22 protein-coding genes are annotated in these 26601 nt (G+C 55.2%); 15 read left to right on the top strand and 7 right to left on the bottom strand.

The features are described from left to right. The first annotated feature begins 153 nt into the window (after positions 1–153). From yihU to ompL, 7 genes are all read left to right on the top strand, one after another. Positions 154–1044 (top strand): sulfolactaldehyde 3-reductase, encoded by an 891-nt coding sequence (gene yihU, locus LLF79_RS21145; protein WP_087450096.1) that lies wholly within the window; start codon positions 154–156, stop codon positions 1042–1044. A 17-nt stretch (positions 1045–1061) separates the two neighbouring features. Next, the gene (gene yihT / locus LLF79_RS21140; protein ID WP_227880359.1) at positions 1062–1937 is read left to right on the top strand and encodes a sulfofructosephosphate aldolase; all 876 of its coding nucleotides are present in this window, start codon (positions 1062–1064) and stop codon (positions 1935–1937) included. A gap of 14 nt (positions 1938–1951) precedes the next feature. Continuing rightward, entirely contained in the window at positions 1952–3193 is a 1242-nt protein-coding gene (gene yihS, locus LLF79_RS21135) for a sulfoquinovose isomerase (RefSeq protein ID WP_023295642.1), read from the top strand. A gap of 16 nt (positions 3194–3209) precedes the next feature. Then, complete coding sequence (locus LLF79_RS21130; protein ID WP_227880358.1) at positions 3210–5234, top strand: alpha-glucosidase; 2025 nt, start codon at positions 3210–3212, stop codon at positions 5232–5234. 45 nt (positions 5235–5279) lie between these two features. After that, positions 5280–6662, top strand: a complete 1383-nt coding sequence (locus LLF79_RS21125; RefSeq protein ID WP_227880352.1) for an MFS transporter — start codon at positions 5280–5282, stop codon at positions 6660–6662. A gap of 42 nt (positions 6663–6704) precedes the next feature. Further along, positions 6705–8129, top strand: a complete 1425-nt coding sequence (locus LLF79_RS21120) for an MFS transporter (protein WP_063435676.1) — start codon at positions 6705–6707, stop codon at positions 8127–8129. Between the two features lie 74 nt (positions 8130–8203). After that, entirely contained in the window at positions 8204–8890 is a 687-nt protein-coding gene (ompL, locus tag LLF79_RS21115; RefSeq protein ID WP_032635449.1) for a porin OmpL, read from the top strand. Between the two features lie 80 nt (positions 8891–8970). Here ompL and typA read toward each other — a convergent pair whose 3' ends face one another. Next, positions 8971–10794 (bottom strand): ribosome-dependent GTPase TypA, encoded by a 1824-nt coding sequence (gene typA / locus LLF79_RS21110; RefSeq protein ID WP_008501854.1) that lies wholly within the window; start codon positions 10792–10794, stop codon positions 8971–8973. A gap of 376 nt (positions 10795–11170) precedes the next feature. Between typA and glnA the strand changes: the two genes are divergently transcribed. From glnA to LLF79_RS21090, 4 genes are all read left to right on the top strand, one after another. Beyond that, a complete protein-coding gene (glnA, locus tag LLF79_RS21105) occupies positions 11171–12580 on the top strand; it encodes a glutamate--ammonia ligase (protein ID WP_008501856.1) in 1410 nt (469 codons plus the stop codon). Positions 12581–12750: 170 nt separating this feature from the next. Beyond that, positions 12751–13800: a nitrogen regulation protein NR(II) gene (gene glnL / locus LLF79_RS21100; protein ID WP_008501857.1), complete on the top strand. Its 1050-nt coding sequence runs from the start codon at positions 12751–12753 to the stop codon at positions 13798–13800. A gap of 11 nt (positions 13801–13811) precedes the next feature. Further along, a complete protein-coding gene (glnG, locus tag LLF79_RS21095; RefSeq protein WP_008501858.1) occupies positions 13812–15224 on the top strand; it encodes a nitrogen regulation protein NR(I) in 1413 nt (470 codons plus the stop codon). A 110-nt stretch (positions 15225–15334) separates the two neighbouring features. After that, complete coding sequence (locus LLF79_RS21090; protein ID WP_032622955.1) at positions 15335–15445, top strand: YshB family small membrane protein; 111 nt, start codon at positions 15335–15337, stop codon at positions 15443–15445. 100 nt (positions 15446–15545) lie between these two features. Here the strand turns inward: LLF79_RS21090 and hemN are convergent, their stop codons facing one another. Together hemN and yihI are read right to left on the bottom strand one after the other, a co-directional pair. Next, positions 15546–16919: an oxygen-independent coproporphyrinogen III oxidase gene (hemN, locus tag LLF79_RS21085; protein ID WP_206805295.1), complete on the bottom strand. Its 1374-nt coding sequence runs from the start codon at positions 16917–16919 to the stop codon at positions 15546–15548. Positions 16920–17107: 188 nt separating this feature from the next. After that, complete coding sequence (gene yihI / locus LLF79_RS21080) at positions 17108–17623, bottom strand: Der GTPase-activating protein YihI (RefSeq protein WP_008501860.1); 516 nt, start codon at positions 17621–17623, stop codon at positions 17108–17110. A 580-nt stretch (positions 17624–18203) separates the two neighbouring features. Between yihI and yihA the strand changes: the two genes are divergently transcribed. After that, positions 18204–18833: a ribosome biogenesis GTP-binding protein YihA/YsxC gene (yihA, locus tag LLF79_RS21075; protein WP_008501861.1), complete on the top strand. Its 630-nt coding sequence runs from the start codon at positions 18204–18206 to the stop codon at positions 18831–18833. A gap of 312 nt (positions 18834–19145) precedes the next feature. On the opposite strand, the gene polA is transcribed toward yihA, so the two are convergent. Next, positions 19146–21938, bottom strand: coding sequence for a DNA polymerase I (polA, locus tag LLF79_RS21070; RefSeq protein ID WP_227880351.1), 2793 nt, complete (start codon positions 21936–21938; stop codon positions 19146–19148). Positions 21939–22378: 440 nt separating this feature from the next. Between polA and LLF79_RS21065 the strand changes: the two genes are divergently transcribed. Continuing rightward, positions 22379–23287, top strand: a complete 909-nt coding sequence (locus tag LLF79_RS21065; RefSeq protein ID WP_045371977.1) for an acyltransferase — start codon at positions 22379–22381, stop codon at positions 23285–23287. A 23-nt stretch (positions 23288–23310) separates the two neighbouring features. Here LLF79_RS21065 and dsbA read toward each other — a convergent pair whose 3' ends face one another. The 3 genes from dsbA to LLF79_RS21050 all read right to left on the bottom strand — a co-directional run bounded on the left by dsbA (position 23311) and on the right by LLF79_RS21050 (position 25292). Then, a complete protein-coding gene (gene dsbA / locus LLF79_RS21060; protein WP_008501864.1) occupies positions 23311–23934 on the bottom strand; it encodes a thiol:disulfide interchange protein DsbA in 624 nt (207 codons plus the stop codon). Between the two features lie 26 nt (positions 23935–23960). After that, a complete protein-coding gene (locus LLF79_RS21055; protein ID WP_023326350.1) occupies positions 23961–24947 on the bottom strand; it encodes a serine/threonine protein kinase in 987 nt (328 codons plus the stop codon). A 75-nt stretch (positions 24948–25022) separates the two neighbouring features. Continuing rightward, the gene (locus LLF79_RS21050; RefSeq protein ID WP_008501866.1) at positions 25023–25292 is read right to left on the bottom strand and encodes a YihD family protein; all 270 of its coding nucleotides are present in this window, start codon (positions 25290–25292) and stop codon (positions 25023–25025) included. A gap of 68 nt (positions 25293–25360) precedes the next feature. Here LLF79_RS21050 and mobA point away from each other — a divergent pair, with 68 nt between their 5' ends. Both mobA and mobB read left to right on the top strand, forming a co-directional pair. Further along, positions 25361–25945, top strand: a complete 585-nt coding sequence (gene mobA / locus LLF79_RS21045) for a molybdenum cofactor guanylyltransferase MobA (protein WP_045371974.1) — start codon at positions 25361–25363, stop codon at positions 25943–25945. Further along, a complete protein-coding gene (gene mobB, locus LLF79_RS21040; protein ID WP_045371971.1) occupies positions 25942–26445 on the top strand; it encodes a molybdopterin-guanine dinucleotide biosynthesis protein MobB in 504 nt (167 codons plus the stop codon). Before mobA ends, mobB begins: the two co-directional genes overlap by 4 nt. Positions 26446–26601 lie beyond the last annotated feature (156 nt).

The following is a 26601-nucleotide window of genomic DNA, read 5'->3' as shown; positions in this document are numbered from 1 at the left end:
TGATTCCTTCTGCGATTTCAGATGTCTTCATTTTAATTTCACCAAATGTTTAAAAAGTGACCCGTGTCAATTTTTTGACTATAAATTACAAATACGATCAAAAACAGACAACATAAACGCGCAAAAATTGACACGATGTGACAGGAGAAAGGCATGTCAGCAATCGCATTTATCGGCTTAGGACAGATGGGCGCGCCAATGGCGAAGAATCTGTTGAAGCAAGGCCACCAGCTTAACGTCTTTGACGTGAACCCGCAGGCGGTTCAGGCGCTGGCAGAGAGCGGCGCTCGGGCGGCGGCAACGCCCGCGCAGGCAGCAACGGACGCGGAATTCGTCATCACCATGCTGCCAAACGGCGACCTGGTACGCAGCGTCCTGTTCGGCGAGCACGGCGTGTGCGAAGGGTTATCCCGCGACGCACTGGTGATTGATATGTCCACCATTCACCCGCTGCAAACCGACGCGCTGATACGCGACATGGCTGAGCAAGGCTTCAGCCTGATGGACGTGCCCGTCGGGCGCACCTCTGACCATGCCATCGCCGGCACGCTGCTCCTGCTGGCAGGCGGCACGGCGCAGCAGGTTGAGCGCGCCGCCCCGGTCTTAATGGCGATGGGCAATGAGCTGATTAACGCCGGCGGGCCAGGCATGGGCATCCGCGTGAAGCTTATCAATAACTACATGAGCATTGCCCTGAACGCCCTTTCCGCCGAGGCCGCCGTGCTGTGCGAAGCGCTTGGCCTCTCCTTTGACGTGGCGCTCAAGGTCATGAGCGGTACGCCTGCGGGTAAAGGCCACTTCACGACATCCTGGCCGAACAAGGTGCTGAAAGGGGATCTTTCTCCCGCCTTCATGATCGACCTTGCGCATAAAGATCTGGGGATCGCCCTCGACGTGGCCAACCAGCTCCACGTTCCGATGCCGCTGGGCGCGGCTTCCCGCGAAGTTTACAACCAGGCACGCGCCGCCGGGCGCGGGCGCGAAGACTGGACGGCCATTCTTGAACAGGTTCGCGCATCTGCCGGGCTGAAAAAATCACACTGATACGAAAGGACTGAGGAATGACGATGTACACCCTGAAAGATATCACCCGACCTTCCGGCGGTTTTGCGATGCTGGCCGTGGATCAGCGCGAAGCGATGCGCCTGATGTTTGCCGCCGCAGGCGCGCCGGTGCCGGTAACCGACCAGCACCTGACCGATTTTAAGGTCAACGCGGCAAAAATTCTGTCGCCGTACGCCTCTGCCATTCTCGTCGACCAGCAGTTCTGCTATCGCCAGATTGTCGAGCAGCAGGCCGTGGCCAACAGCTGCGCGATGATTGTGGCCGCCGACGAGTTTATTCCGGGGAACGGTATTCCGGTCGACAGCGTGGCGATCGACAAGAACGTCGACGCGCAGGCGGTCAAACGCGATGGCGGCAAAGCACTGAAGCTGCTGGTGCTGTGGCGCAGCGATGAAGATCCGCAGCAGCGCCTGGAGATGGTGAAAGCGTTCAATACGCTGTGCCACGATAACGGTCTGCTGAGCATTATCGAGCCGGTGGTGCGTCCGCCACGTCGCGGTACCGCGTTTAACCGCGAACAGGCGATTATCGACGCGGCCAAAGAGCTGGGCGACAGCGGTGCCGACCTCTACAAAGTGGAGATGCCGCTGTTTGGCAAGGGCACGCAGCAGGCGCTGCTGGCGGCCTCGCAAAAGCTTAACGAGAACATCGCCATGCCGTGGGTGATCCTCTCGTCCGGCGTGGACGATAAGCTCTTCCCGCGCGCCGTCAGCGTCGCCATGCAGGCGGGGGCATCGGGCTTTTTAGCCGGTCGCGCCGTCTGGTCCTCTGTGATTGGCCTGCCGGACACCGAGCTGATGCTGCGTGATATCTCCGTCCCCAAACTTCAGCGTCTGGGTGAGATCGTCGACGAAATGATGGCTCGCCGTTAAGAAAGGACCCGAACATGAAATGGTTTAACACCCTGAGCCATAACCGCTGGCTCGAACAAGAGACCGACCGCATTCTCGATTTCGGCAAAAACGCCGCCGTGCCGACCGGCTTTGGCTGGCTGGGCAATAACGGGCAGGTTCGCAGCGATATGGGCACCCATCTGTGGATCACCGCCCGCATGCTGCACGTGTACGCAGTGGCGGCAAACATGGGCCGTCCCGGCGCGTATGCCCTGGTTGAGCACGGCATTAACGCCCTCAACGGTCCGCTGCGCGACAAGCAGCACGGCGGCTGGTACGCCTGCGTAAACGATGAAGGCGTGATTGATGCGTCCAAGCAGGGCTATCAGCATTTCTTCGTTCTGCTGGGCGCGGCGAGCGCCGTGACCACGGGTCACCCGCAGGCACGTAAGCTGCTGGACGATGCCATCGAGGTGATTGAGCGCTACTTCTGGAGCGAACAGGAGCAGATGTGCCTGGAGTCCTGGGATGAAGCCTTCAGCAAAACGGAAGACTATCGCGGCGGTAACGCCAACATGCACGCCGTGGAAGCCTTCCTGATCGTTTATGACGTGACCCACGACCGTAAATGGCTCGACCGCGCCCTGCGCATCGCGTCGGTAATTATTCACGACGTGGCGCGCAAAGGTGAGTACCGCGTTAACGAGCATTTCGACACCAGCTGGAACCCGATCCGCGATTACAACATCGATAACCCTGCTCACCGCTTCCGCGCCTACGGCGGCACGCCGGGGCACTGGATCGAGTGGGGCCGCCTGATGCTGCACCTGCGCGCCGCCCTGGAAGCGCGCTTTGAGACCCCGCCTGAATGGCTGCTGGAAGATGCGAAAGGCCTGTTCCACGCCACCATCCGCGACGCCTGGGCACCCGACGGCGCCGACGGGTTTGTCTATTCCGTGGGCTGGGACGGCAAGCCAATCGTCCGCGAACGCGTGCGCTGGCCAATCGTCGAGGCGATGGGCACGGCCTATGCCCTCTATACCGTCACCGGCGAAGCGCAGTACGAGGCCTGGTATCAGAAGTGGTGGGATTACTGCATCAAGTACCTGATGGATTACGAAAACGGTTCGTGGTGGCAGGAGCTGGACACCAATAACGAAGTGACCACCAAAGTCTGGGACGGCAAGCAGGATATTTACCACCTGCTGCACTGCCTGGTGATCCCCCGCCTGCCGCTGGCCCCGGGCTTAGCCCCTGCCGTCGCCGCCGGATTACTGGATAGCCTGGCCAAATAATAAAGACGGAGTGTTTATGCGTACCCTACACAATATTGACCTGAAAAATAACGAAAGTGGCTTCACCCTGCGCTGGCAGGACCGTCTGATTTTATCCCACACCGCGGATGCCCCTTGCCTGTGGATTGGCGCAGGCGAGGCGGATATCGAGATGTTTCGCGGCAACTTCAGCATCAAAGACAAGCTCAACGAAAAGATTGCCCTGACGGACGCGACCGTCACGCAGCAAAGCGCGGGCTGGGCGATCCGCTTTACCCGCGGCGATGCCGTAAGCGCGACGCTGCTGGTGGGCGTGGATGCGGAAGGCCGTCTCGAGCTGAAGCTGAAAAATGACGCCGCCAGCCATAACCGCATCTGGCTGCGGCTGGCGGCGCAGCCAGACGATCATATTTACGGCTGCGGCGAGCAGTTCTCGTATTTCGATTTGCGCGGCAAGCCGTTCCCGCTGTGGACCAGCGAGCAGGGCGTGGGCCGCAATAAGCAAACCTACGTCACCTGGCAGGCCGACTGCAAAGAGAACGCGGGCGGCGACTACTACTGGACCTTCTTCCCGCAGCCTACCTTCGTGAGCACCCAGAAGTACTACTGCCACGTGGATAACAGCTGTTATATGAACTTCGACTTCAGCGCGCCGGATTTCCACGAGCTGGCGTTCTGGGAAGATAACGCCACGCTGCGCTTCGAATGCGCAGAAACCTACGTCGATCTGCTGGAAAAACTGACCGGCCTGCTGGGGCGTCAGCCGGAGCTGCCGGACTGGGTGTACGACGGCGTGACGCTGGGCATTCAGGGCGGCACCGAGGTGTGCCAGCAGAAGCTCGACGCCATGCGCGAGGGCGGCGTGAAGGTCAACGGCATCTGGGCGCAGGACTGGTCCGGCATTCGCATGACCTCCTTCGGCAAGCGCGTGATGTGGAACTGGAAGTGGAACAGCGCGCTCTATCCGCAGCTTGATGCGCGGATTGCGAAGTGGAAAGAGGAAGGGGTTCAGTTCCTCTCCTATATCAACCCGTACGTCGCCAGCGATAAAGATCTCTGCGAAGAGGCGTCGAAGCGCAGCTATCTGACCAAAAACGCCGACGGCGAGGACTACCACGTCGAGTTCGGCGAGTTCTACGCGGGCGTTATCGACCTGACCAACCCGGCAGCCTACGACTGGTACAAAGAGGTCATTAAAAAGAACCTGATCGAACTGGGCTGCGGCGGCTGGATGGCCGATTTCGGGGAATATCTGCCGACCGACACCTTCCTGCACAACGGCGTGAGCGCGGAGATCATGCATAACGCCTGGCCTGCCCTGTGGGCCAAATGTAACTACGAGGCGCTGGAAGAGACCGGCAAGCTCGGGGAGATCCTGTTCTTCATGCGCGCGGGCTATACCGGCAGCCAGAAGCACTCGGTGATGATGTGGGCGGGAGATCAGAACGTCGACTGGAGCCTGGACGACGGTCTGGCGTCCGTCATCCCTGCGGCGCTGTCGCTGGCGATGACCGGGCACGGCCTGCACCACAGCGACATCGGCGGCTATACGACCCTGTTCGAGATGAAGCGCAGCAAGGAGCTGCTGCTGCGCTGGTGCGACTTCAGCGCCTTTACGCCGATGATGCGTACCCATGAGGGCAACCGTCCAGGCGATAACTGGCAGTTCGACGGCGACGCGGAAACCATCGCGCACTTCGCGCGCATGACCACCGTCTTCACCACCCTGAAGCCGTACATCAAAGCCGCGGTCGCGCAGAACGCGAAAAGCGGCCTGCCGGTGATGCGCCCGCTGTTCCTGCACTATGAACACGACGCGCGCGCCTACACGCTGAAATACCAGTACCTGTTTGGCCGCGATCTGCTGGTAGCGCCGGTTCATGAAGAGGGGCGCCGCGACTGGTCGCTCTATCTGCCGCAGGACAGCTGGGTGAATGCGTGGACCGGGGAAACCTGCCGGGGCGGTGACGTGACCGTAGATGCCCCGCTCGGCAAGCCGCCGGTCTTCTACCGCCAGCACAGCGAATGGGCAGATCTGTTTAGCACCTTACGTCATATCTGATAAGGCTCGCCCGCGGGGCAACCTGCGGGCAGACGGAGAACAATAATGAGTCAACATACTTCCGATCCGGCAACCCTACGCCTGCCGTTTAAAGAAAAACTCGCCTACGGGATGGGCGATCTCGGCTCAAACATCCTGCTGGATATCGGCACGCTGTATCTGCTGAAGTTTTACACCGACGTGCTGGAGCTGCCGGGCACCTACGGCGGAATTATCTTCCTGATTGCGAAGTTCTTTACCGCCTTCACCGATATGGGCACCGGGATCATGCTCGACTCCCGGCGCAAGATCGGCCCGAAAGGGAAATTCCGCCCGTTCGTGCTCTATGCGGCGTTCCCGGTGACCTTACTGGCGATTGCCAACTTCGTCGGCACGCCGTTTGAAATCACCGGTAAAACGGTGATGGCGACGGTGCTGTTCATGCTGTACGGCCTGTTCTTCAGCATGATGAACTGCTCCTACGGCGCGATGGTGCCCGCCATTACCAAAAACCCGGACGAGCGCGCCTCGCTGGCCGCCTGGCGTCAGGGCGGCGCTACGCTGGGCCTGCTGCTCTGTACCGTGGGTTTTGTTCCGGTGATGAACCTGATTGAAGGCAATGACCAGCTTGGCTATATCTTTGCCGCCACCCTCTTCTCGCTGTTCGGACTGTTTTTTATGTGGTGGTGCTACAAGGGGGTGACCGAACGCTACGTCGAGGCGCAGCCCGCTAACCCGGCGCAAAAGCCGGGGCTGCTGCAGTCGTTTCGCGCCATCGCCGGGAACCGTCCGCTGTTTATCCTGTGCATCGCCAACCTGTGCACGCTGGGCGCCTTTAACGTCAAACTCGCCATTCAGGTTTACTACACGCAGTACGTGCTGAACGACCCGATCCTGCTATCGTACATGGGCTTCTTCAGCATGGGCTGCATTTTTATCGGCGTCTTTATGATGCCCGGCGCGGTGCGGCGCTTCGGCAAGAAAAAGGTCTACATCAGCGGGCTGATGATTTGGGTGGCGGGCGATCTGCTCAACTACTTCTTCGGCGGCGGCTCGGTGAGCTTTGTGGCGTTCTCCTGCCTGGCCTTTTTCGGCTCCGCGTTCGTGAACAGCCTGAACTGGGCGCTGGTGTCCGATACCGTGGAGTACGGTGAGTGGCGCACCGGCGTGCGCTCCGAAGGAACGGTCTATACCGGCTTTACCTTCTTCAGGAAGGTCTCCCAGGCGCTGGCGGGCTTCTTCCCGGGGATCATGCTCACGCAGATCGGCTATGTGCCCAACGTGGTGCAATCCAGTGGCACGGTTGAAGGGCTGCGGCAGCTGATATTTATCTACCCGAGCCTGCTGGCAGTTATCACCATCGTGGCGATGGGCTGCTTCTACAACCTCAACGAGAAGATGTATGTGCGCATCGTCGAAGAGATCGAACTGCGCAAACGTACGGCATAATGACGTGATAGAGCGCCCTGCGGGGCGCTTTGAGGATCGACCATGACACATAATACTGATCCGTTAACCCTGAAATTGAGCCTGCGAGAGAAGTGCGCCTACGGGATGGGCGATTTTGGCTCGAACCTGATGCTGTGTATTGGCACGCTGTATCTGCTGAAGTTTTACACCGATGAACTGGGCATGCCCGCGTTCTATGGCGGCATTATTTTCCTGGTGGCAAAGTTTTTTACCGCGTTTACCGACATGCTGACCGGGGTGCTGCTCGACTCACGGCGTAACATCGGCGCGCGGGGGAAGTTCCGGCCGTTTATTCTTTATGCCTCCGTCCCGGTGGCGCTGGTCGCGACGGCGCAGTTTATGGCCAACGACTTTAGCCTGACGGTGAAAACGGCCCTCGCCACCGTGCTCTTCATGATGTTTGGCCTCTGCTATAGCCTGATGAACTGCGCCTACGGTGCGATGGTCCCGGCCATCACCAAAAACCCGAACGAGCGCGCGCAGCTTGCGGCGTGGCGTCAGGGCGGCGCTACGGTGGGGCTGTTGCTCTGCACCGTCGGCTTTATGCCCATTCAGGCGCTGTTCGTCCACCAGCCCTCACTCGGCTATCTGGTGGCCGCGCTGGTGTTCGTTACCGGCGGCCTGTTCTGCATGTGGTGGTGCTACAGCGGGGTGAAAGAACGCTACGTGGAGCTCACACCCGATCACCATAAGCCCGGCATTATGAAATCATTCTGCGCGATTTTCCGCAATCCGCCGCTGCTGGTGCTGTGCATCGCCAACCTGTGTACCCTCGCCGCGTTTAACATCAAGCTGGCGATTCAGGTCTATTACACCCAGTACGTGCTGAACGATCTGCATCTGCTGTCGTGGATGGGCTTTTTCAGCATGGGCTGCATTCTGATTGGCGTGTTTCTGGTGCCCGGCGCGGTAAAGCGCTTTGGCAAGAAACCGGTCTATCTGGGCGGGCTGGCGCTGTGGGCGGTGGGCGACGTGCTGAATTTCTTCTGGGGGACCAGTTCCCTGCTGTTCGTGCTGTTTTCCTGCATGGCCTTCTTCGGCACGGCGTTTGTTAATAGCCTGAACTGGGCGCTGGTGCCGGATACCGTCGATTACGGCGAGTGGAAAACCGGCATTCGCGCCGAAGGGTCGGTGTATACCGGCTATACCTTCTCGCGCAAAATCTCCGCTGCGCTCGCCGGTTTCCTGCCCGGCATTATGCTGACCCAGATTGGCTACGTTCCCCATGCCGTGCAGAGCGCGGGCACGCTGCTTGGGTTGCGTCAGCTTATTTTCCTCTGGCCGTGCGGCCTGGCGATTATTGCTGCCGTGACCATGGGGCTGTTTTATAAACTCAACGAAGCGCGCTTCGCCTTTATTATCGAGGAGATTGGAAAACGGAAGAAACAAACCGCGAATACCCCTGAGATAACCGCCAACAATAAAGCGTCAGCAGTCACTTTATAACAATAAATCCGGCCACTATGTCCTTCCTGTTTATCAGGAGGGAGGCCTTTCTGTACCTGATACATGGACAAATTATGAAAAGAATCATCACTGTACTGATCGTGTCGTCTGTGTCCTGCCCGGTATTTGCCGGAGCCTATGTCGAAACGCGTGAAGCCTACAATACGGCCTCAGAGATGCACGAGGTGATCCTGCGTGCGGGCTATAACTTCGATATGGGCGCGGGACTGATGTTCACCAACGCCTATAACGTGGGTAAATGGGATGAACTTAAGCACAGCTATAACGAAATCGAGGGGTGGTATCCGCTCTTTAAGCCGACCGATAAACTCACCTTCCAGCCCGGCGGGTTGATTAACGACAGCAGCGCAGGTTCGGGTGGCGCGGTCTATTTAGATACCAACTACAAATTTACAGACTGGTTTAATCTGACGTTCCGCTATCGCTATAACCATAACAACTACGATACGCCGGACTATAACGGGCAAATGGATAAGAACGACACGCACGAATTTGCCAACTACTGGAATTTCAAAGTAACGGATGCATTTTTCTACACCTTTGAACCGCACTTTTTCCAGCGGGTGAATGATTATCACAGCAAAAATGGCAAAGACCATCACTGGGAAATTACCAATAAATTCAGTTACAGGATCGACAGAAACTGGCTGCCGTACCTCGAACTGCAGTGGCTGGACCGATGGAATGATTACAACCGGGAGCAGTACCGGATCCGTTTAGGGCTACGGTATTCGTTCTAATAAAAAAAGCCGCTGATCGCTCAGCGGCTTTTTCGTTGCCGGGTGGCGCATGCGCATACCCGGCCTACGGCATAACCGAATTACTCTTCTTTCGCACCGCGCATAGCACGTTTACGATCGTTCTCGGTCAGGTGACGTTTACGGATACGGATAGACAGCGGAGTCACTTCTACCAGTTCGTCGTCATCGATGAATTCCAGAGCCTGCTCCAGGGTCATCTTGATCGGTGGAACCAGAACCGTTGCTTCGTCAGTACCGGACGCACGCATGTTGGTCAGTTTCTTACCGGTCAGGCAGTTTACGGTCAGGTCGTTAGAACGGCTGTGAATACCGATGATCTGGCCTTCGTAAACTTCAGCACCGTGACCCAGGAACAGCTTACCGCGATCCTGCAGACCGAACAGCGCAAACGCAACCGCTTTACCCTGACCGTTGGAGATCAGCACGCCGTTGTTACGCTGGCCCACTTCGCCCGGACGCACGTCGTCGTAGTGGCTGAAGGTGGAGTACAGCAGACCGGTACCAGAGGTCATGGTCATGAACTCAGAACGGAAGCCGATCAGGCCACGGCTTGGGATCACGTAGTCGAGACGTACGCGGCCTTTGCCGTCTGGATTCATGTTTTTCAGGTCGCCTTTACGCTCACCCAGCGCCTGCATCACTGAACCCTGGTGCTGCTCTTCAACGTCCAGCGTCACGTTTTCGAACGGCTCTTGTTTACGGCCGTCGATTTCGCGGAAGATAACTTTCGGACGGGAAACCGCCATCTCGAAACCTTCACGACGCATGTTTTCGATCAGAACAGACAGGTGCAGTTCACCACGACCGGATACGCGGAAGGCATCAGCGTCTTCGGTTTCTTCAACGCGCAGCGCAACGTTGTGCACCAGCTCTTTGTTCAGGCGGTCAAGGATCTGACGAGAGGTAACGAACTTACCTTCTTTACCACAGAACGGAGAGGTGTTGACGTTGAAGAACATGGTAACGGTTGGTTCATCAACAGACAGGGCTGGCAGCGCTTCCACGTTCTGCGGGTCGCAGATGGTGTCAGAGATGTTCAGCTCGCCCAGACCGGTGATCGCGATGATGTCGCCCGCTTCAGCCAGATCGCTGTCGATACGCTCCAGACCCAGGTGAGTCAGCACTTTGCCAACTTTACCGTTGCGGGTTTTGCCTTCGCTATCGATGATAGTAACCTGCTGGTTTGGCTTCACTTTACCGCGTTTGATACGGCCGATACCGATGACGCCAACGTAGTTGTTGTAGTCCAGCTGGGAGATCTGCATCTGCAGTGGACCATCCAGATCAACATCCGGTGCCGGTACGTGATCGACAATCGCCTGATACAGCGGGGTCATGTCTTCCGCCATATCTTCGTGGTCCAGACCCGCGATACCATTCAGCGCCGAAGCGTAAATGATAGGGAAGTCCAGCTGTTCGTCGGTCGCGTCGAGGTTAACGAACAGGTCGAATACCTGATCAACAACCCAGTCAGGACGTGCGCCAGGACGGTCAACCTTGTTGATAACAACAATTGGTTTCAGGCCATGGGCAAATGCTTTTTTGGTCACGAAGCGCGTTTGCGGCATTGGGCCGTCAAATGCGTCAACCACCAGCAGCACGGAATCCACCATGGACATCACGCGCTCAACTTCACCACCGAAGTCGGCGTGCCCTGGGGTATCAACGATGTTGATACGGTAGTCATTCCATTTAATAGCGGTGTTTTTCGCGAGGATAGTAATCCCACGCTCTTTCTCCAAATCGTTGGAGTCCATCACACGCTCTTGAGTTTCGGCACGTGCATCAAACGTACCGGATTGCTGCAGCAGCTTATCAACCAGGGTAGTTTTACCATGGTCAACGTGCGCGATGATGGCGATGTTACGCAAATTTTCGATCACAACTTTGCCTCAGGCATTAGAAATAGCGCGTTATTGTACACGGATTAATCGCACTACAAAACAGGATCACAAACATCCTCCGCAAACAAGTATCGCAGAGATGCTTTGTGATCGCTTTCACGGAGCGAAAAAGGGCACTTTAACGAAAATTGCACCAATATGGTGCTCGGTGTTCACACTGAAGCACTATACTGGTGCAACATTACCATTGTGGTGCAGCCCTTTTGCACTATGGTGCGCATGATAACGCCTTTTTGGGGTGTTTTAAAAGTTGGCACAGATTTCGCTTTATAAAAATTACATGGCAACAGCCAGTACAAACAGAAACTGAAGACCTCGTTACCACGACGACAATGACCAATCTGGAGAGTTAAGTATGTCCGCTGAACACGTTTTGACGATGCTGAACGAACATGAAGTGAAGTTTGTTGATCTCCGCTTCACCGACACCAAAGGCAAAGAACAGCACGTCACAATCCCTGCTCATCAGGTGAACGCCGAATTCTTTGAAGAAGGCAAAATGTTTGACGGCTCCTCCATTGGTGGCTGGAAAGGCATTAACGAATCCGACATGGTTCTGATGCCAGATGCAACCACTGCGGTCATTGATCCGTTCTTCGAAGAACCTACCCTGATCATCCGTTGCGACATCCTCGAGCCAGGCACGCTGCAGGGCTACGACCGCGACCCACGTTCTATCGCGAAACGCGCTGAAGAGTACCTGCGTTCTACCGGCATCGCGGACACCGTTCTGTTCGGGCCAGAGCCAGAGTTTTTCCTGTTCGATGACATCCGTTTTGGTGCCTCTATCTCTGGCTCCCACGTGGCTATCGACGACATCGAAGGCGCATGGAACTCCTCCACCAAATACGAAGGTGGTAACAAAGGTCACCGTCCAGGCGTGAAAGGCGGTTACTTCCCGGTTCCTCCGGTCGACTCTGCACAGGACATTCGTTCCACCATGTGTCTGGTGATGGAAGAGATGGGCCTGGTTGTTGAAGCGCACCACCACGAAGTGGCGACTGCGGGTCAGAACGAAGTGGCTACCCGCTTCAACACCATGACCAAAAAAGCGGACGAAATTCAGATCTACAAATACGTTGTGCACAACGTTGCGCACCGTTTCGGTAAAACTGCGACCTTCATGCCAAAACCAATGTTTGGCGACAACGGTTCCGGTATGCACTGCCACATGTCTCTGTCCAAGAACGGTACCAACCTGTTCTCTGGTGACAAATATGCCGGTCTGTCCGAGCAGGCGCTGTACTACATTGGCGGCGTAATCAAACACGCTAAAGCGATCAACGCCCTGGCGAACCCAACCACCAACTCCTACAAGCGTCTGGTCCCGGGCTACGAAGCGCCAGTGATGCTGGCCTACTCTGCGCGTAACCGTTCTGCTTCTATCCGTATCCCGGTGGTGGCGTCTCCTAAAGCGCGTCGTATCGAAGTTCGCTTCCCGGATCCAGCGGCTAACCCATACCTGTGCTTCGCAGCACTGCTGATGGCCGGTCTGGACGGTATCAAGAACAAGATCCACCCAGGCGAAGCGATGGACAAAAACCTGTACGACCTGCCGCCAGAAGAAGCGAAAGAGATCCCACAGGTTGCTGGCTCTCTGGAAGAAGCCCTGCAGGCGCTGGACGCAGACCGCGAGTTCCTGACCGCAGGTGGCGTATTCACTGACGACGCTATCGATGCCTACATCGCCCTGCGTACTGAAGAGAACGACCGCGTGCGCATGACTCCGCATCCGGTTGAGTTCGAACTGTACTACAGCGTTTAATTAAGTTGTTTTACCCGGCGTGACAAGCGCCGGGAGTAGTTGCCGTGGAAACTTTTAGCCCATCTCCGGATGGGCTTTTTTCTCCACCAACAACCTGATCTCACGCGCTTTTGACGCCGAAAACGCTATACTGCACTAAATTAGTGCAAACGACTCCAGGAGACTGCTGAATGGCAACTGGCACGCTGCCCGATGCTGGGCAGATCCTCAATTCTTTGATTAACAGCATTTTGCTGGTGGATGACGAGCTGGCCGTTCATTACGCCAACCCGGCGGCACAGCAGCTGCTCGCCCAAAGCGCACGCAAACTGTTCGGCACCCCGCTTCCGGAACTTCTGAGCTATTTTTCGCTGAATATTGGCCTGATGCAGGAAAGTTTACAGGCGGGCCAGGGTTTCACCGATAACGAAGTGACGCTGGTGATCGACGGGCGCTCGCACATTCTGTCGCTGACCGCGCAACGTCTTCCCGAAGGCTTGATCCTGCTGGAAATGGCGCCGATGGATAATCAGCGTCGCCTGAGCCAGGAGCAGCTTCAGCATGCGCAGCAAATTGCCGCCCGAGACCTGGTGCGCGGCCTGGCGCATGAAATCAAAAACCCGTTGGGTGGGTTACGCGGCGCGGCGCAGCTTCTGACCAAGGCGCTGCCCGACCCTGCGCTGGCGGAGTATACCAACGTCATCATCGAGCAGGCGGACCGCCTGCGGAATCTGGTTGACCGTCTTCTCGGGCCACAGCAGCCGGGAATGCACGTCACAGAAAGCATCCATAAAGTGGCCGAGCGGGTGGTGAAGCTCGTCTCGATGGAGCTGCCGGAGAACGTCACGCTGGTGCGTGATTACGACCCAAGCCTGCCGGAACTGGCCCATGATCCGGATCAGATTGAGCAGGTCCTGTTGAACATTGTGCGCAATGCCCTGCAGGCGCTGGGACCGGAAGGGGGCGAGATTATTTTACGCACCCGCACCGCCTTCCAGCTCACGTTACACGGCGTGCGCTATCGCCTTGCGGCCCGTATCGACGTCGAGGATAACGGCCCCGGTATTCCATCGCATCTTCAGGACACTCTGTTCTACCCGATGGTCAGCGGCCGCGAAGGCGGAACCGGCCTGGGCTTATCCATTGCCCGCAGTTTGATCGACCAACACTCTGGAAAAATTGAATTTACCAGTTGGCCGGGACATACCGAGTTTTCGGTTTTCCTGCCGATTAAAAAATAAAGGTGACGTTTATGCAACGAGGGATAGTCTGGGTAGTCGATGACGATAGCTCCATCCGTTGGGTGCTTGAACGCGCGCTCACAGGGGCAGGATTAAGCTGCACGACGTTTGAGAGCGGCAGCGAAGTGCTCGACGCACTCACCACTAAAACGCCCGATGTTCTGCTGTCGGATATCCGTATGCCGGGCATGGACGGGCTGGCGCTGTTAAAGCAGATCAAACAACGCCACCCTATGCTTCCGGTCATCATAATGACGGCTCATTCCGATCTGGATGCCGCGGTGAGCGCTTACCAGCAAGGGGCATTCGATTATCTGCCCAAACCGTTTGATATCGACGAAGCGGTGGCGCTGGTTGAGCGCGCGATTAGCCATTACCAGGAGCAGCAACAGCCGCGCCACGCGCCCGATTTTGGGCCAACCACCGACATCATCGGCGAAGCGCCGGCGATGCAGGACGTGTTTCGCATTATTGGCCGTCTGTCCCGCTCGTCCATCAGCGTCTTAATTAACGGCGAATCGGGCACCGGTAAAGAGCTTGTGGCGCATGCGCTGCATCGCCACAGCCCGCGGGCAAAAGCGCCGTTTATCGCCCTGAATATGGCGGCGATCCCGAAGGACTTGATTGAATCCGAACTGTTCGGCCACGAAAAAGGGGCGTTTACCGGCGCAAATACCATTCGCCAGGGGCGCTTCGAACAGGCTGACGGCGGCACGCTGTTCCTGGACGAGATCGGCGATATGCCGCTGGACGTTCAGACCCGTCTGCTGCGCGTGCTGGCCGACGGGCAGTTTTATCGCGTGGGCGGTTATGCGCCGGTGAAGGTGGACGTGCGTATTATCGCGGCGACCCACCAGAACCTGGAGCAGCGCGTGCAGGAAGGCAAATTCCGTGAGGATTTATTCCATCGTCTGAACGTCATTCGCGTTCATCTGCCGCCGCTGCGTGAACGCCGGGAAGATATTCCCCGCCTGGCGCGTCATTTCCTGCAGGTGGCTGCCCGCGAGCTGGGTGTGGAAGCTAAGCAGCTTCATCCCGAAACCGATGCCGCTCTGACGCGTCTGGCGTGGCCGGGCAACGTGCGTCAGCTGGAAAACACCTGCCGCTGGTTAACCGTGATGGCTGCCGGTCAGGAAGTGCTGATTCAGGATTTACCGGCCGAGCTGTTTGAGGCGACCGCGCCGGAAAGCAGTAGCGGACACGCGCTGCCGGACAGCTGGGCGACGCTGCTGGCGCAGTGGGCCGACCGCGCGCTGCGTTCCGGTCATCAAAACCTGCTGTCTGAGGCTCAGCCTGAGATGGAGCGTACGCTGTTGACCACCGCGCTTCGTCATACCCAGGGTCATAAGCAGGAAGCCGCTCGCCTGTTAGGATGGGGACGCAATACCCTGACGCGCAAGCTGAAAGAGCTGGGAATGGAGTAATATCCGCGCTTGTGTAAAGGTTATTAATTGAGCGCAAATTGCCGTTATTTTGCGCTTTACTGTTCCGATGAGTTTTGTATGATCGTGCCCGGAAATTGGGGGTGAACATCATGCTGGAAACATTCGTGAATATGCTCTCTAGCGGAGCCGCTGAAAGCCACACGCCACAAACCGCCGTTGCGGCGGTGCTGTGTGCGGCGCTGGTTGGGCTGTTTAGCTAGCGAGTTGGCGATAAAAAGCCGGGTCACGCTTCGCTTACCCGGCCTACATTTCGCACTTTTGTAGGCCGGGTAAGGCGAAGCCGCCACCCGGCATTACCGTTTAAATCACCCGCGAGAACTGCTGCATACGCGCTTTCTGACGCAGATATGCGTCGAAGCACATGCAGATATTGCGGATCAACAGACGCCCTTTCGGCGTGACCTCAATCCCGCTCTCCGACACGTCCACCAGCCCGTCTTTCGCCAGCGGCGCCAGCAGCTTCAGATCCTCCGCGAAATAATCGCTGAAGTTCAGCGCCCACTGCGCTTCCACGTCCCTGAAATCAAGACGGAAGTTGCAGATAAGCGCCTTAATCACATCGCGACGGATGCAGTCGTCACGGGTTAATGCGATGCCGCGCCACAGCGCGTTGCCGGTTTCATCTACCTGCTGGTAGTAGAGCTTCAGCTCTTTCTGGTTCTGCGCGTAGCAGTCACCAATCATGCTGATGGCAGAGACGCCCATGCCGAGCAGATCGGTATCGCCCTGGGTCGTGTAGCCCTGGAAGTTGCGGTGCAGTACCCCTTCGCGCTGAGCAACGGCCAGCTCGTCATCAGGACGGGCAAAGTGATCCATGCCGATAAACTGATAGCCGGTGTCGGTCAGCGAGGTGATGGTTTCCTGCAGGATATCCAGCTTCTGCTGGGCAGAAGGCAGATCGGCATCTTTGATTTTGCGCTGGGCGGCAAAGAGCGTCGGCAGATGCGCGTAGTTAAAGACGCTCAGGCGGTCCGGACTGAGTTCAGCCACGCGCTTCAACGTAAAGGCGAAGCTTTCCGGCGTCTGCTTTGGCAGGCCGTAAATCAGATCAATATTGGTCGACGTGAAACCGATGTCACGCGCATGGTTGAGTAAGGCAAAGATAAAGTCTTCGTCCTGCTCGCGGTTCACCAGACGCTGAACCTCTTTATTGAAGTCCTGCACGCCCATGCTCAGGCGGTTGAAGCCTTCGGCGCGTAAGTGATCCAGCACATCCAGCTCAATTTCGCGCGGATCGACTTCGATCGAGATTTCAGCGTCGTCGTTAAAACTGAAATTGCCGCGCAGCAGGGTCATCAGGCGGCTTATTTGCGCTTTGTTCAGGTAGGTTGGCGTACCGCCGCCCAAGTGAAGCTGGCTGACGTGACGGCCTTTAAACAGCGGCGCGCGATGCACAATTTCCTGTTCGAGCGCGTCAAGATACTGGTCGGCTTTATGCTGCTGGCGGGTCACGATTTTATTGCAGCCGCAGAAGTAACAAAGCTTGTGGCAGAACGGAATATGGACGTAGAGCGACAGCGGACGCTCAGGATAGCGCGCGACAGCCTGCTGAAAATCCTCCTCGCCGAAGGCATCGGAGAACTCCAGCGCGGTGGGGTATGACGTATAACGCGGCCCGGAATAGTTATATTTCTGGATTAGGGCCAAATCCCAGTCGATAGTTGGTGCTGACATGCTCACTCCTTCCGTTGGTGTCGCGTTCGTATACGGCGGCCCGTTCTGACCCCATTGCGGGCCATCATTCGGGTGCGCAGCCACTTCTGTCGCCGCGACAACCGCCGTAGTTTAACGAATAACCACACCAGATAACATATAACCGGAAGGGTTATAAGCAGGACTATCGAGCCTGCCGGGTGCAAATGTTAGTTTCCACCCTTCAGAAGACGCATCATATCTTCCTGCTTTTCGTCTTCTTCTTCGTCGTCTTCGTCATCGTAAGACAGACCCAGCTTCTGCATCAGCTCGTCGATGCGATCCAGTTTGGCATCCACCCATGACTGCTCTTCGGCGGTCAGGGTTTCACCCTCTTCAAGACGTTCCAGCAGCGCGTCCAGGCGCTCATCGTTCTCCAGCAAATCCAGCTCAGCCTGCGGTGAAAGCATAGGTTTCTCGCTCTTTGGTTTGTGCTGCTTAGTGACCGGGGTGTCTGTCACGCCCAGTGGAATGGGAGTTTTACTGCCGATACGAGGATCTTTCTGCTGCTTGCTTTTTGCAGAAGCGCCCGCTGCACCACCACCGTTGGCACGGCTACCCGCAGCATGACCGCGATGTTTCTTGTCGCGTTTGCGGTCGCGCGCTTCCTGGTTCAGTTCTTCGCGCGTTTTGCGGCGTGCTTTTGCAGGGCGTTTCGCGCCCGCAGCGGAGGTTGGTTTTTTCATGATGTTTTATCTTTAAGTCGTTTTCTTCAGTATAGAATTGCGGCGAAATCTAGCAGAAAGCAAGCAAAGAAAAAAGGCGACAGAGCAATCTGTCGCCTTTTTTCCTGACTCACAACCCTTAACGGGTCAGACATTCCATGTTTGCCAACAACAAACCCTGTTTATCCCTTGGCTAATACCGTCCGTGATACGGTTCCATTTCCTGTTAAAACGCCTCCAGGCGCTGGTCGTCCTGACAATCCTGCGTCTTCGCCTCCTGGCGCTCCTGACCCTTATCCTTAAGTCATTATCCTGTTGGCTTCCTCGCCTTGCCGCATACTTTACCGTGTTCGCTTAAACTAACAAGCAACGAAACGGTACAAAAACGGATTTTCAGATAATTACCTGGAAATAAGATGATGATTTAAAACAGTTTGCCTTTTTCTTGCTCCTGCGATTTCTCTGAAATCTCCCATAGTACGTATAGCCAATCTCTCACAGCGGCCAGGGCTTAAGCCTACAGGCTGAGTGCAATGAAAAAAGTCTTTTGCCCGCTTTCAGGTATAATCCCCCTCAGATTACGATTTTTGGAGACGACCACGTGACTACCTGGAACTACCAACAGACGCATTTTGTCACCAGTGCGCCCGATATTCGCCACCTCCCCTCTGATACCGGTATTGAAGTGGCCTTTGCTGGCCGCTCTAATGCGGGTAAATCCAGCGCCCTGAATACGCTGACCAATCAGAAGAACCTGGCGCGTACCTCAAAAACACCTGGCCGTACCCAGCTGATCAACCTGTTTGAAGTCGCAGAGGGCAAACGCCTGGTCGACTTACCGGGGTACGGTTATGCGCAGGTACCCGAAGAGATGAAAATCAAATGGCAGCGTGCGCTGGGTGAATACCTCGAAAAACGCATGTGCCTGAAAGGTCTGGTGGTATTGATGGATATTCGCCACCCGCTGAAAGATCTCGATCAGCAGATGATCGACTGGGCGGTGGCAAGCGATATCGCCGTGCTGGTGCTGCTGACGAAAGCCGATAAGCTGGCAAGCGGCGCACGTAAAGCGCAGGTGAATATGGTTCGCGAAGCGGTGCTGGCGTTCAACGGCGATGTGCAGGTTGAGCCGTTCTCCTCGCTGAAAAAGCAGGGCGTGGACAAGCTGCGTCAGAAGCTCGACACCTGGTTTAGCGAGCTGGAACCCGCGACGGAAGCGGAAGAAGAGTAATACCGAGCGCGGCAATGGCCGCGCTTTTTTTTGCCTGAACATTTCTTTGCCGCAATAAAAAACGCCCCAGTCATTACTGACTGGGGCGGCTAAAATATTCAGCCAAATCCGATTACGTGAAGTAAAAGGTCTGAAAGATAGAACATCTTACCTCTGTACCCTACGCCGATAACTCTACCCCTTTTTGTGTTGCAGAAAAAGCACTTTTTGTAGTTTTTTTTCATTCTTTACATAGGGAATTCTAATGATCGTCACAAAACCCGCGTTGCCATGTTGCAAACTTACATAAAAAGCGCGTTATGCGAAGAACCCTTAGTGAGCCTGATCCCAGTTTTCACCACTTCCCACTTCCACCAGCAACGGCACGTCCAGCGTCATGCTGCTTTCCATCAGTTCGTGGATCTTCTTCGACACGGCGTCGAGGTCGTCCTTGTGCACTTCAAATACCAGTTCATCGTGTACCTGCATGATCATTTTCACACGCGGTTTCTCTTTCTCGAGCCAGGCATCCACGGCGATCATTGCACGTTTAATAATGTCCGCCGCGGTCCCCTGCATGGGGGCGTTGATCGCGGCACGTTCTGCGCCCGCGCGGCGCGCCGCGTTGCTGGATTTGATGTCCGGTAAGTAGAGACGGCGGCCGTCCAGCGTTTCAACGTAGCCTTTCTCTTTCGCCTGCGCGCGGGTACGTTCCATATATTCCAGCACGCCCGGGTAGCGTTCGAAGTAGAGATCCATATACTTCTGCGACTCTTTACGCGGAATATTGAGCTGGCGTGAAAGGCCGAACGCGCTCATGCCGTAGATCAGACCGAAGTTGATCGCTTTAGCGCTGCGGCGCTGTTCGCTGGTCACGCTGTCCAGCGGCAAGCCGAAGACTTCCGCCGCGGTTGCCCGGTGGATATCCTTCCCTTCGGCAAACGCGGTCAGCAGGCCTTTGTCGCGGGACAGATGCGCCATAATGCGCAGCTCAATTTGCGAGTAGTCAGCAGAGACAATCAGATAATCCTCTGGTGCGATGAAAGCCTGGCGAATACGGCGGCCCTCTTCGTTACGTACCGGGATGTTCTGCAGGTTGGGATCGGTTGACGAGAGACGACCGGTCGCCGCGACAGCCTGATGATATGAGGTGTGCACGCGGCCCGTTTTCGGGTTGATCATCAGCGGAAGCTTATCAGTGTAGGTAGACTTCAGCTTCGCGAGACCACGGTACTGCAGAATCACTTTTGGCAGCGGGTAATCCAGCGCCAGCTCTTCCAGCACCTCTTCAGAGGTTGAAGGCGCACCGCCAGGGGTTTTCTTCAGCGGCTTGATGCCCTGCTTTTCAAACAGAATGGTTTGCAGCTGCTTCGGTGAAGAGAGGTTAAACGGCTCGCCTGCAAGCTCATGCGCTTTTTGCTCCAGCTCGGTCAGGCGCTGCGCCAGCTCCCCGGAGTGGTTATGCAGCACCGTTGGATCGATTTTCACGCCGTTGCGTTCAATGCGGGACAGCACGGGTACCAGCGGCATCTCAATATGCTGGAACACATTCAGCGGACCTTCGTGCTTTTGCAGTTTTGGCCACATCTTCAGGTGCAGCTGCAGCGTAACGTCAGCATCTTCCGCCGCGTAGCGACCTGCTTCTTCAAGAGCGATCTGGTTAAAGGTGAGCTGATTTTTCCCTTTACCGGCAATCTCTTCGAAGGTGATGGTTTTGTGCTTGAGCCAGCGGTCAGATAAGGAATCCATATCATGGCGGCCCGCGACGCTGTCCAGAATGTAAGATTCAAGCATGGTGTCGAAGGCGATCCCGCGCAGTTCAATGCCGTAGTTTTGCAGAATGCCGCGGTCGTACTTGAGGTTTTGCCCAACCTTGAGTGCCTTTTCGTCTTCCAGAATCGGCTTCAGCAGTTCAAGCACGCGTTCACGAGAGATCTGTTCCGGCGCATCCAGGTAATCGTGCGCCACGGGAACATAGGCCGCATGACCTGGCTCTGTCGCAAATGACAGGCCTACCATATTGGCAGAGATGTTATCGAGACTGTCCGTTTCGGTGTCAAAGGCAAAGACCGGCGCCTTTTTCAGTTTCTCGATCCAGGCAATGAGCTGTGACTCTTCAAGAAGAGTTTCATAATTGTCGAAGGAAAGCGCCACGGCTTCTTCTTCCGCCTGCTCTTCTGCATCAACGACAATCGTCTCCTTCGGCTTTGTGGAAGGTTTTGCCCCTTTTGCCTGCAGCCATTTACCGGCTTCCACGTCAGTGGTCCAGCGCTTAAATTCGTATTTCTTAAACAGGCTTAGAAGCTCGTCCGCAGAAGGCTGCTGCACTTCCAGCTGTTCACAGCCCAGTTCGAGCTCGACATCGGTTTTGATTGTGGCCAGCTTATAAGAGAGATAAGCCACCTCTTTGTTCTCTTCCAGCTTCCCAGCCATGGTTTTGGCACCACGGAAGGAGAGACTGGCGATTTTGTCTGATTCCGCGTAGAGCGTATCCAGCCCGCCCAGCCCCTGAAGCAGCGCCTGCGCGGTTTTCTCACCGACGCCAGGGACACCAGGAATGTTATCCGAGGAGTCGCCCATCAACGCGAGGAAGTCGATAATCAGCTCTGGCGGCACGCCATATTTTGCGACCACCTCTTCCGGCCCAAGAATGGTGTTGGTCATGGTGTTAATCAGGGTAATCCCTGGCGTCACCAGCTGCGCCATATCTTTATCACCGGTGCTAATCAGTACCGGACGACCCATCTTTTCGGCTTCACGCGCCAGCGTACCGATGACGTCATCCGCTTCAACCCCAGAAACGGCCAGCAGCGGCAGACCCATCGCTTTCACCATCGCATGCAGCGGCTCTATCTGCGCACGCAGATCGTCAGGCATTGGCGGACGGTGGGATTTGTAATGTTCAAACAACTCGTCGCGGAACGTTTTGCCTTTCGCATCAAACACGACGGCCGCATGGGTTGGCTGATACTGAAGGATCAGGCTGCGCAGCATATTCAGCACGCCATACATTGCGCCGGTAGGTTCCCCTGCGCTGTTGGTCAGAGGAGGAAACGCATGGTACGCCCGATACAGGTAAGAAGAGCCATCGACGAGAATAAGAGGGTTTTCTGGGATCTGAACCATAATGTCCGTGCCTTTAATCAATTTATGCGTAAAGGATGCCACAGAAGGATGAAAACATCAGTTATTCAGGCCCGATACAGGAAAAGATTTTGCGATCGTGAGGATCGCTCGTAAAAATCAAACTGTGGATAAGTTTGTGAGTATTTTCACTTCATATGAATAACAGACGTAAAAAATACATATAAGGCAATATTTAGATCTTAATTATCAGATTGTTATGTTATGAGATCGCCTCTATATGGCCAACTGATGGCAATTTAGTCTATGTGGATATAAGCCTTGATTTACGCAGAACGACAGCGAAATCTTCTGCGCCGGGGTAAAAGCCGCCAAATCACCCTGTGAAAGCGCCATTCATTTGTCTGTTTTCTGGTAAAATCAGCGCCCAGCGTCGACTAGCCGGTCGCTCACTTACAGCTAACTACCTGAAAAAGCTCATCATGTCGAGATTGCTCGCTGCAATAACATTACTGCTAAGCATCATTTTAACTATCCTGGTGACGATCGCCTGTTCCGTACCGATCATTCTCGCCGGGATCATTAAACTGCTGCTGCCTGTATCCGTGGTGTGGCGAGCCGTGTCCGCATTTTGTAATTTCATGATGTATTGCTGGTGCGAAGGACTGGCGATCCTGTTGCGCCTTAACCCGCACCTGAAGTGGGATGTCAAAGGGCTGGAGAACCTTAACAAAAAGAACTGGTACCTGCTGATCTGCAATCACCACAGCTGGGCGGACATCGTGGTGTTATGCGTGCTTTTTCGCAAACACATCCCGATGAACAAATATTTCCTTAAACAGCAGCTCGCCTGGGTGCCTTTTATCGGGCTGGCCTGCTGGGCGCTCGATATGCCGTTTATGAAACGCTATTCGCGCAGCTATTTGATTCGTCATCCGGAACGTCGCGGTAAGGATGTGGAGACCACGCGCCGCTCCTGTGAAAAGTTTCGTGCGCATCCAACGACCATCGTGAACTTTGTTGAAGGCTCCCGGTTTACGGAAGAGAAGCGCCAGCAAACGCGCTCTCCGTATCAGCATCTGTTGCCGCCAAAGGCAGCGGGGATTGCGATGGCGCTTAACGTGCTGGGAGCACAGTTCGATAAACTTCTTAACGTCACGCTCTGCTATCCGGAAAACGATAAGACGCCGTTCTTCGATATGCTCAGCGGCAAACTGACGCGTATTGTCGTGCACGTCGACCTGGTCCCGATTGACGCTGAACTGCACGGTGATTACGTAAACGATAAGAACTTCAAACGTCGTTTCCAGCAGTGGCTTAATACGCTCTGGAAAGAGAAAGACGAACAGATAGACAAGATAAAATCTTCATACAAAGACGCCGGTCAGTGACCGGCGTTTTTACATTAACGAAATTACTTCTTCTCAACCAGGTATTTCACGGTATCTGCATACTGCTGTACGAAAATATCCATGCTGCTGGTGTCCATGCCCTGCATGTTCAGCTGATATTTGCCGTTAACAAACATCGCCGGAACGCCCTGAAGCTGGAGGTCAGCAGCCGCTTTTTCCTGCTGGGCAACCAGTGATTTCACCACGAAGCTGTTCCATGCGGCATCGTACTCTTCACCTTTCACGCCGGCATCAACGAACACTTTACGGATATCCGCAGTGGTCTGAACGGTCTGGGTTTTCTGTACGGCTTCAAACATTGGCGAAGTGATCTTATCTTCTACGCCCAGTGCCATCGCCACCGCCCATGCCTGAGTCAGGTCTTTACCCAATGGGCCCAGGAACTCGACGTGGTACTTGGTCATTTTGGTGCCTTCCGGCAGCTTTTTCTTCACGTTGTCAGAGACATGCAGCACCTGCTCGAACTGGTAACAGTGTGGGCAATAGAACGAGAAGAACTCCAGTACCTGTGGCTCGCCAGCGACCGGCTTCTCCAGCGTGATGTACTGTTTGCCGTCGGTAAACTGTGCAGCAGAAGCGCTAAATGCCAGAATCATACCTGCCAGCGCCAGCCAAATTTTTTTCATGATTAACTCTCTCCTGGGTGTGTCCATTAATACATCGGCGTTAATTGCAGAGGGGGCTCCTGAAGAACCTTAACCTGCTCAGTAAATGTAGATATCTGGCTACGCCAGTAATCCTCTCCGGTAAGCCACGGGAAATTACGAGGAAATGCCGGATCGTCCCAACGCCTGATTAACCATGCGAGATAATAAACAAAACGCATCGCACGTAAAGGCTCAATCAGGGCAATTTCGTCTGAATTAAACGGGCTAAATTCTTCATAAGCTTCAATAATGGTTTCAAGCTGCATGCGCTGCTCGGCTTTGTCGCCATTGAGCAACATCCACAGGTCCTGAACCGCTGGCCCCATACGCGCATCATCAAGATCGACAAACAGCGGGCCGTCACGCCAGAGAATATTCCCGGCGTGACAATCGCCATGCAGGCGCAGGACGGAAATATCATCGCGCCAGCAGGTTTTCACTGCAGCAATAAGCTTATCGGTGGCGTTGAGGAAATCATCCTTTAGCGCTGCGGGGATCATTGCAGACGTTTCGAATAATGTGCGCGGTTCAAGAAGGTATTCCTGAATCCCCATAGTCGGGCGGGCAATAAAGGCTTTTTTGCGTCCCGTCTGGTGTATACGCCCAAGATAGCGGGCAACCCACTCCATCTGATCGATATTATCCGCTTCAAACTGACGGCCACCCAGACTTGGGAATACTGCGTAGTAATACCCTTCGTGCGTAAGGAGCGTTTGGTTATTGAATTTTAGCGGTGCGGCAACGGGGACATCGTCATCCAGCAGATCGTGAGCGAACTGATGCTCTTCCTGAATTTGTTCAGCGGACCAGCGTTCAGGACGATAGAATTTTACGACATAGCGCTGACGATCCTCGTCCTGAAATTGATAGACGCGGTTTTCGTAGCTGTTTAACGGTGTTAGCCCGGAATCCACCCGAATACCCTGTTCAAACAGGGCATCCATAATGGTGTCCGGGTGTAATGTCTGGAAAGTAAAAGCCTGGTCGTTCATCCGATCATCCGGAAATTATACGAATGATTCAGGATATCATCTTGTGGCGATTTCGGTGCCGCCGCTTACAAGCTTTTACTCTTTAATTACGCCTCGGGCGCGCAGCAATGCAGTCTTAAAATCTTCCTCATAATCTTTCTGAATACCAGGAATAACAGCATCTTTGGCAGAGTCGCGCATTTTAAGGTGGTAGATCAGGATGTCGTCAGAAAGGTCTGCCAGATCGCCGTCAAAACCTGACTCTTTTGCCAGTTTCTGTAAAAATTGCATCAGATTGAGCTCTGGCTCTTTTTGCCAGGCGGGCTGGAGGAGTTCAATAACTTCATTCAGACGTTTACATTTCATGGTGGTGCTCCTTTCATTTAGAGTGACACGTTAGCAGGGTCAATCCCACAATAAAAGAGGCGATATTCGTGAATGTTAGCCAGGAAATCATCGGGGTCGTTCTGGCAGGCGGCAGGGCAACGCGAATGGGCGGTAAAGATAAGGGGCTTCAGCTTCTTAATGGAAAACCCTTGTGGCAGCATGTCGCCGATACGCTCGCCGGCCAGGTGACGGCAATGGCCATCAGCGCGAACAGGCATATCGACACTTACCGGCAAAGCGGGTACGCCGTTTATCAGGATAGCCTTGAAAATTACCCGGGACCGCTTGCCGGTATGCTTTCAGTCATGCAACAGTCGCACGGAGAGTGGTTCATCTTCTGCCCCTGCGATACCCCGTTTATTCCGTCCTGTCTTGTCGAGCGTCTGTTCCTGCTTCGTGGTACGGCTCCTGTGGTTTGGGTACATGACGGCGAGCGTGACCATCCTGCTATCGCGTTGATGCATCGATCGCTAGCGCCTGCTCTGCAGGCCTACCTGGCCGCGGGAGAGCGCAGGGTGATGGTCTTTATGCGTGAGTCTGGCGGCCATTCCGTTGATTTTAGCGATGTGAAATCAGCGTTTGTGAACGTGAATACGAGTGAAGATTTGCAGATGATGCAGGAGAAAAAATGATACCCCTTTTAGCCATTTCCGCATGGAGTGGGACCGGGAAAACCACGCTGTTGAAAAAGCTCATTCCTGCGCTTTGTGCCAGAGGGCTTCGCCCTGGTTTGATTAAGCATAGTCATCACAACATGGACATTGATACGCCCGGAAAAGACAGCTATGAGCTGCGTAAGGCCGGAGCAGCACAAACGATGGTAGCAAGTCCTCAGCGCTGGGCGTTAATGACAGAAACGCCGGATGAGGCGCCGCTGAATCTCGCTTATCTGGTTAGCCGGATGGATCACTCCACGCTGGATCTGGTGCTGGTTGAGGGGTTTAAGCATGAGGCCGTGCCTAAGATCCTACTTTTCAGAAGCGATGCCGGGCATGATTTGAGCGAGTTAACGCTGGATGAGCATGTGATTGCGGTGGCCAGCGATGTGGCAGTGGAACTTGAGGTTCCGGTGCTGGATTTAAATGATGTGGACGGGATTGCGCAGTTTATTGTGGCGTGGAGTGCGGTCTGACTTGCCCGGGCTACCGTTTTTTGGCGCATAAACGCAAAAAGGCCATCCTTTCGGATGGCCTCTTCACTTGTTTGATGCCTGGCAGTTCCCTACTCTCACATGGGGAGACCCCACACTACCATCGGCGCTACGGCGTTTCACTTCTGAGTTCGGCAT

The sequence above is a fragment of the Enterobacter cloacae complex sp. 2021EL-01169 genome (assembly GCF_020733125.1).
Taxonomy (GTDB): domain Bacteria; phylum Pseudomonadota; class Gammaproteobacteria; order Enterobacterales; family Enterobacteriaceae; genus Enterobacter; species Enterobacter roggenkampii.
The sequence above is the reverse complement of the archived record's forward strand: the minus strand, read 5'-3'. Positions and strand labels throughout refer to the sequence as shown.

Coding starts and splice junctions, on each gene's coding strand:
- glnL (WP_008501857.1), top strand. CDS start 12,751: ATGGCAACTGGCACGCTGCCCGATGCTGGGCAGATCCTCAATTCTTTG.
- ompL (WP_032635449.1), top strand. CDS start 8,204: ATGAAAAGAATCATCACTGTACTGATCGTGTCGTCTGTGTCCTGCCCG.
- yihT (WP_227880359.1), top strand. CDS start 1,062: ATGACGATGTACACCCTGAAAGATATCACCCGACCTTCCGGCGGTTTT.
- yihU (WP_087450096.1), top strand. CDS start 154: ATGTCAGCAATCGCATTTATCGGCTTAGGACAGATGGGCGCGCCAATG.
- LLF79_RS21120 (WP_063435676.1), top strand. CDS start 6,705: ATGACACATAATACTGATCCGTTAACCCTGAAATTGAGCCTGCGAGAG.
- LLF79_RS21125 (WP_227880352.1), top strand. CDS start 5,280: ATGAGTCAACATACTTCCGATCCGGCAACCCTACGCCTGCCGTTTAAA.
- LLF79_RS21065 (WP_045371977.1), top strand. CDS start 22,379: ATGTCGAGATTGCTCGCTGCAATAACATTACTGCTAAGCATCATTTTA.
- LLF79_RS21090 (WP_032622955.1), top strand. CDS start 15,335: ATGCTGGAAACATTCGTGAATATGCTCTCTAGCGGAGCCGCTGAAAGC.
- yihI (WP_008501860.1), bottom strand. CDS start 17,623: ATGAAAAAACCAACCTCCGCTGCGGGCGCGAAACGCCCTGCAAAAGCA.
- polA (WP_227880351.1), bottom strand. CDS start 21,938: ATGGTTCAGATCCCAGAAAACCCTCTTATTCTCGTCGATGGCTCTTCT.
- LLF79_RS21130 (WP_227880358.1), top strand. CDS start 3,210: ATGCGTACCCTACACAATATTGACCTGAAAAATAACGAAAGTGGCTTC.
- hemN (WP_206805295.1), bottom strand. CDS start 16,919: ATGTCAGCACCAACTATCGACTGGGATTTGGCCCTAATCCAGAAATAT.
- glnG (WP_008501858.1), top strand. CDS start 13,812: ATGCAACGAGGGATAGTCTGGGTAGTCGATGACGATAGCTCCATCCGT.
- yihS (WP_023295642.1), top strand. CDS start 1,952: ATGAAATGGTTTAACACCCTGAGCCATAACCGCTGGCTCGAACAAGAG.
- LLF79_RS21050 (WP_008501866.1), bottom strand. CDS start 25,292: ATGAAATGTAAACGTCTGAATGAAGTTATTGAACTCCTCCAGCCCGCC.
- LLF79_RS21055 (WP_023326350.1), bottom strand. CDS start 24,947: ATGAACGACCAGGCTTTTACTTTCCAGACATTACACCCGGACACCATT.
- mobB (WP_045371971.1), top strand. CDS start 25,942: ATGATACCCCTTTTAGCCATTTCCGCATGGAGTGGGACCGGGAAAACC.
- dsbA (WP_008501864.1), bottom strand. CDS start 23,934: ATGAAAAAAATTTGGCTGGCGCTGGCAGGTATGATTCTGGCATTTAGC.
- glnA (WP_008501856.1), top strand. CDS start 11,171: ATGTCCGCTGAACACGTTTTGACGATGCTGAACGAACATGAAGTGAAG.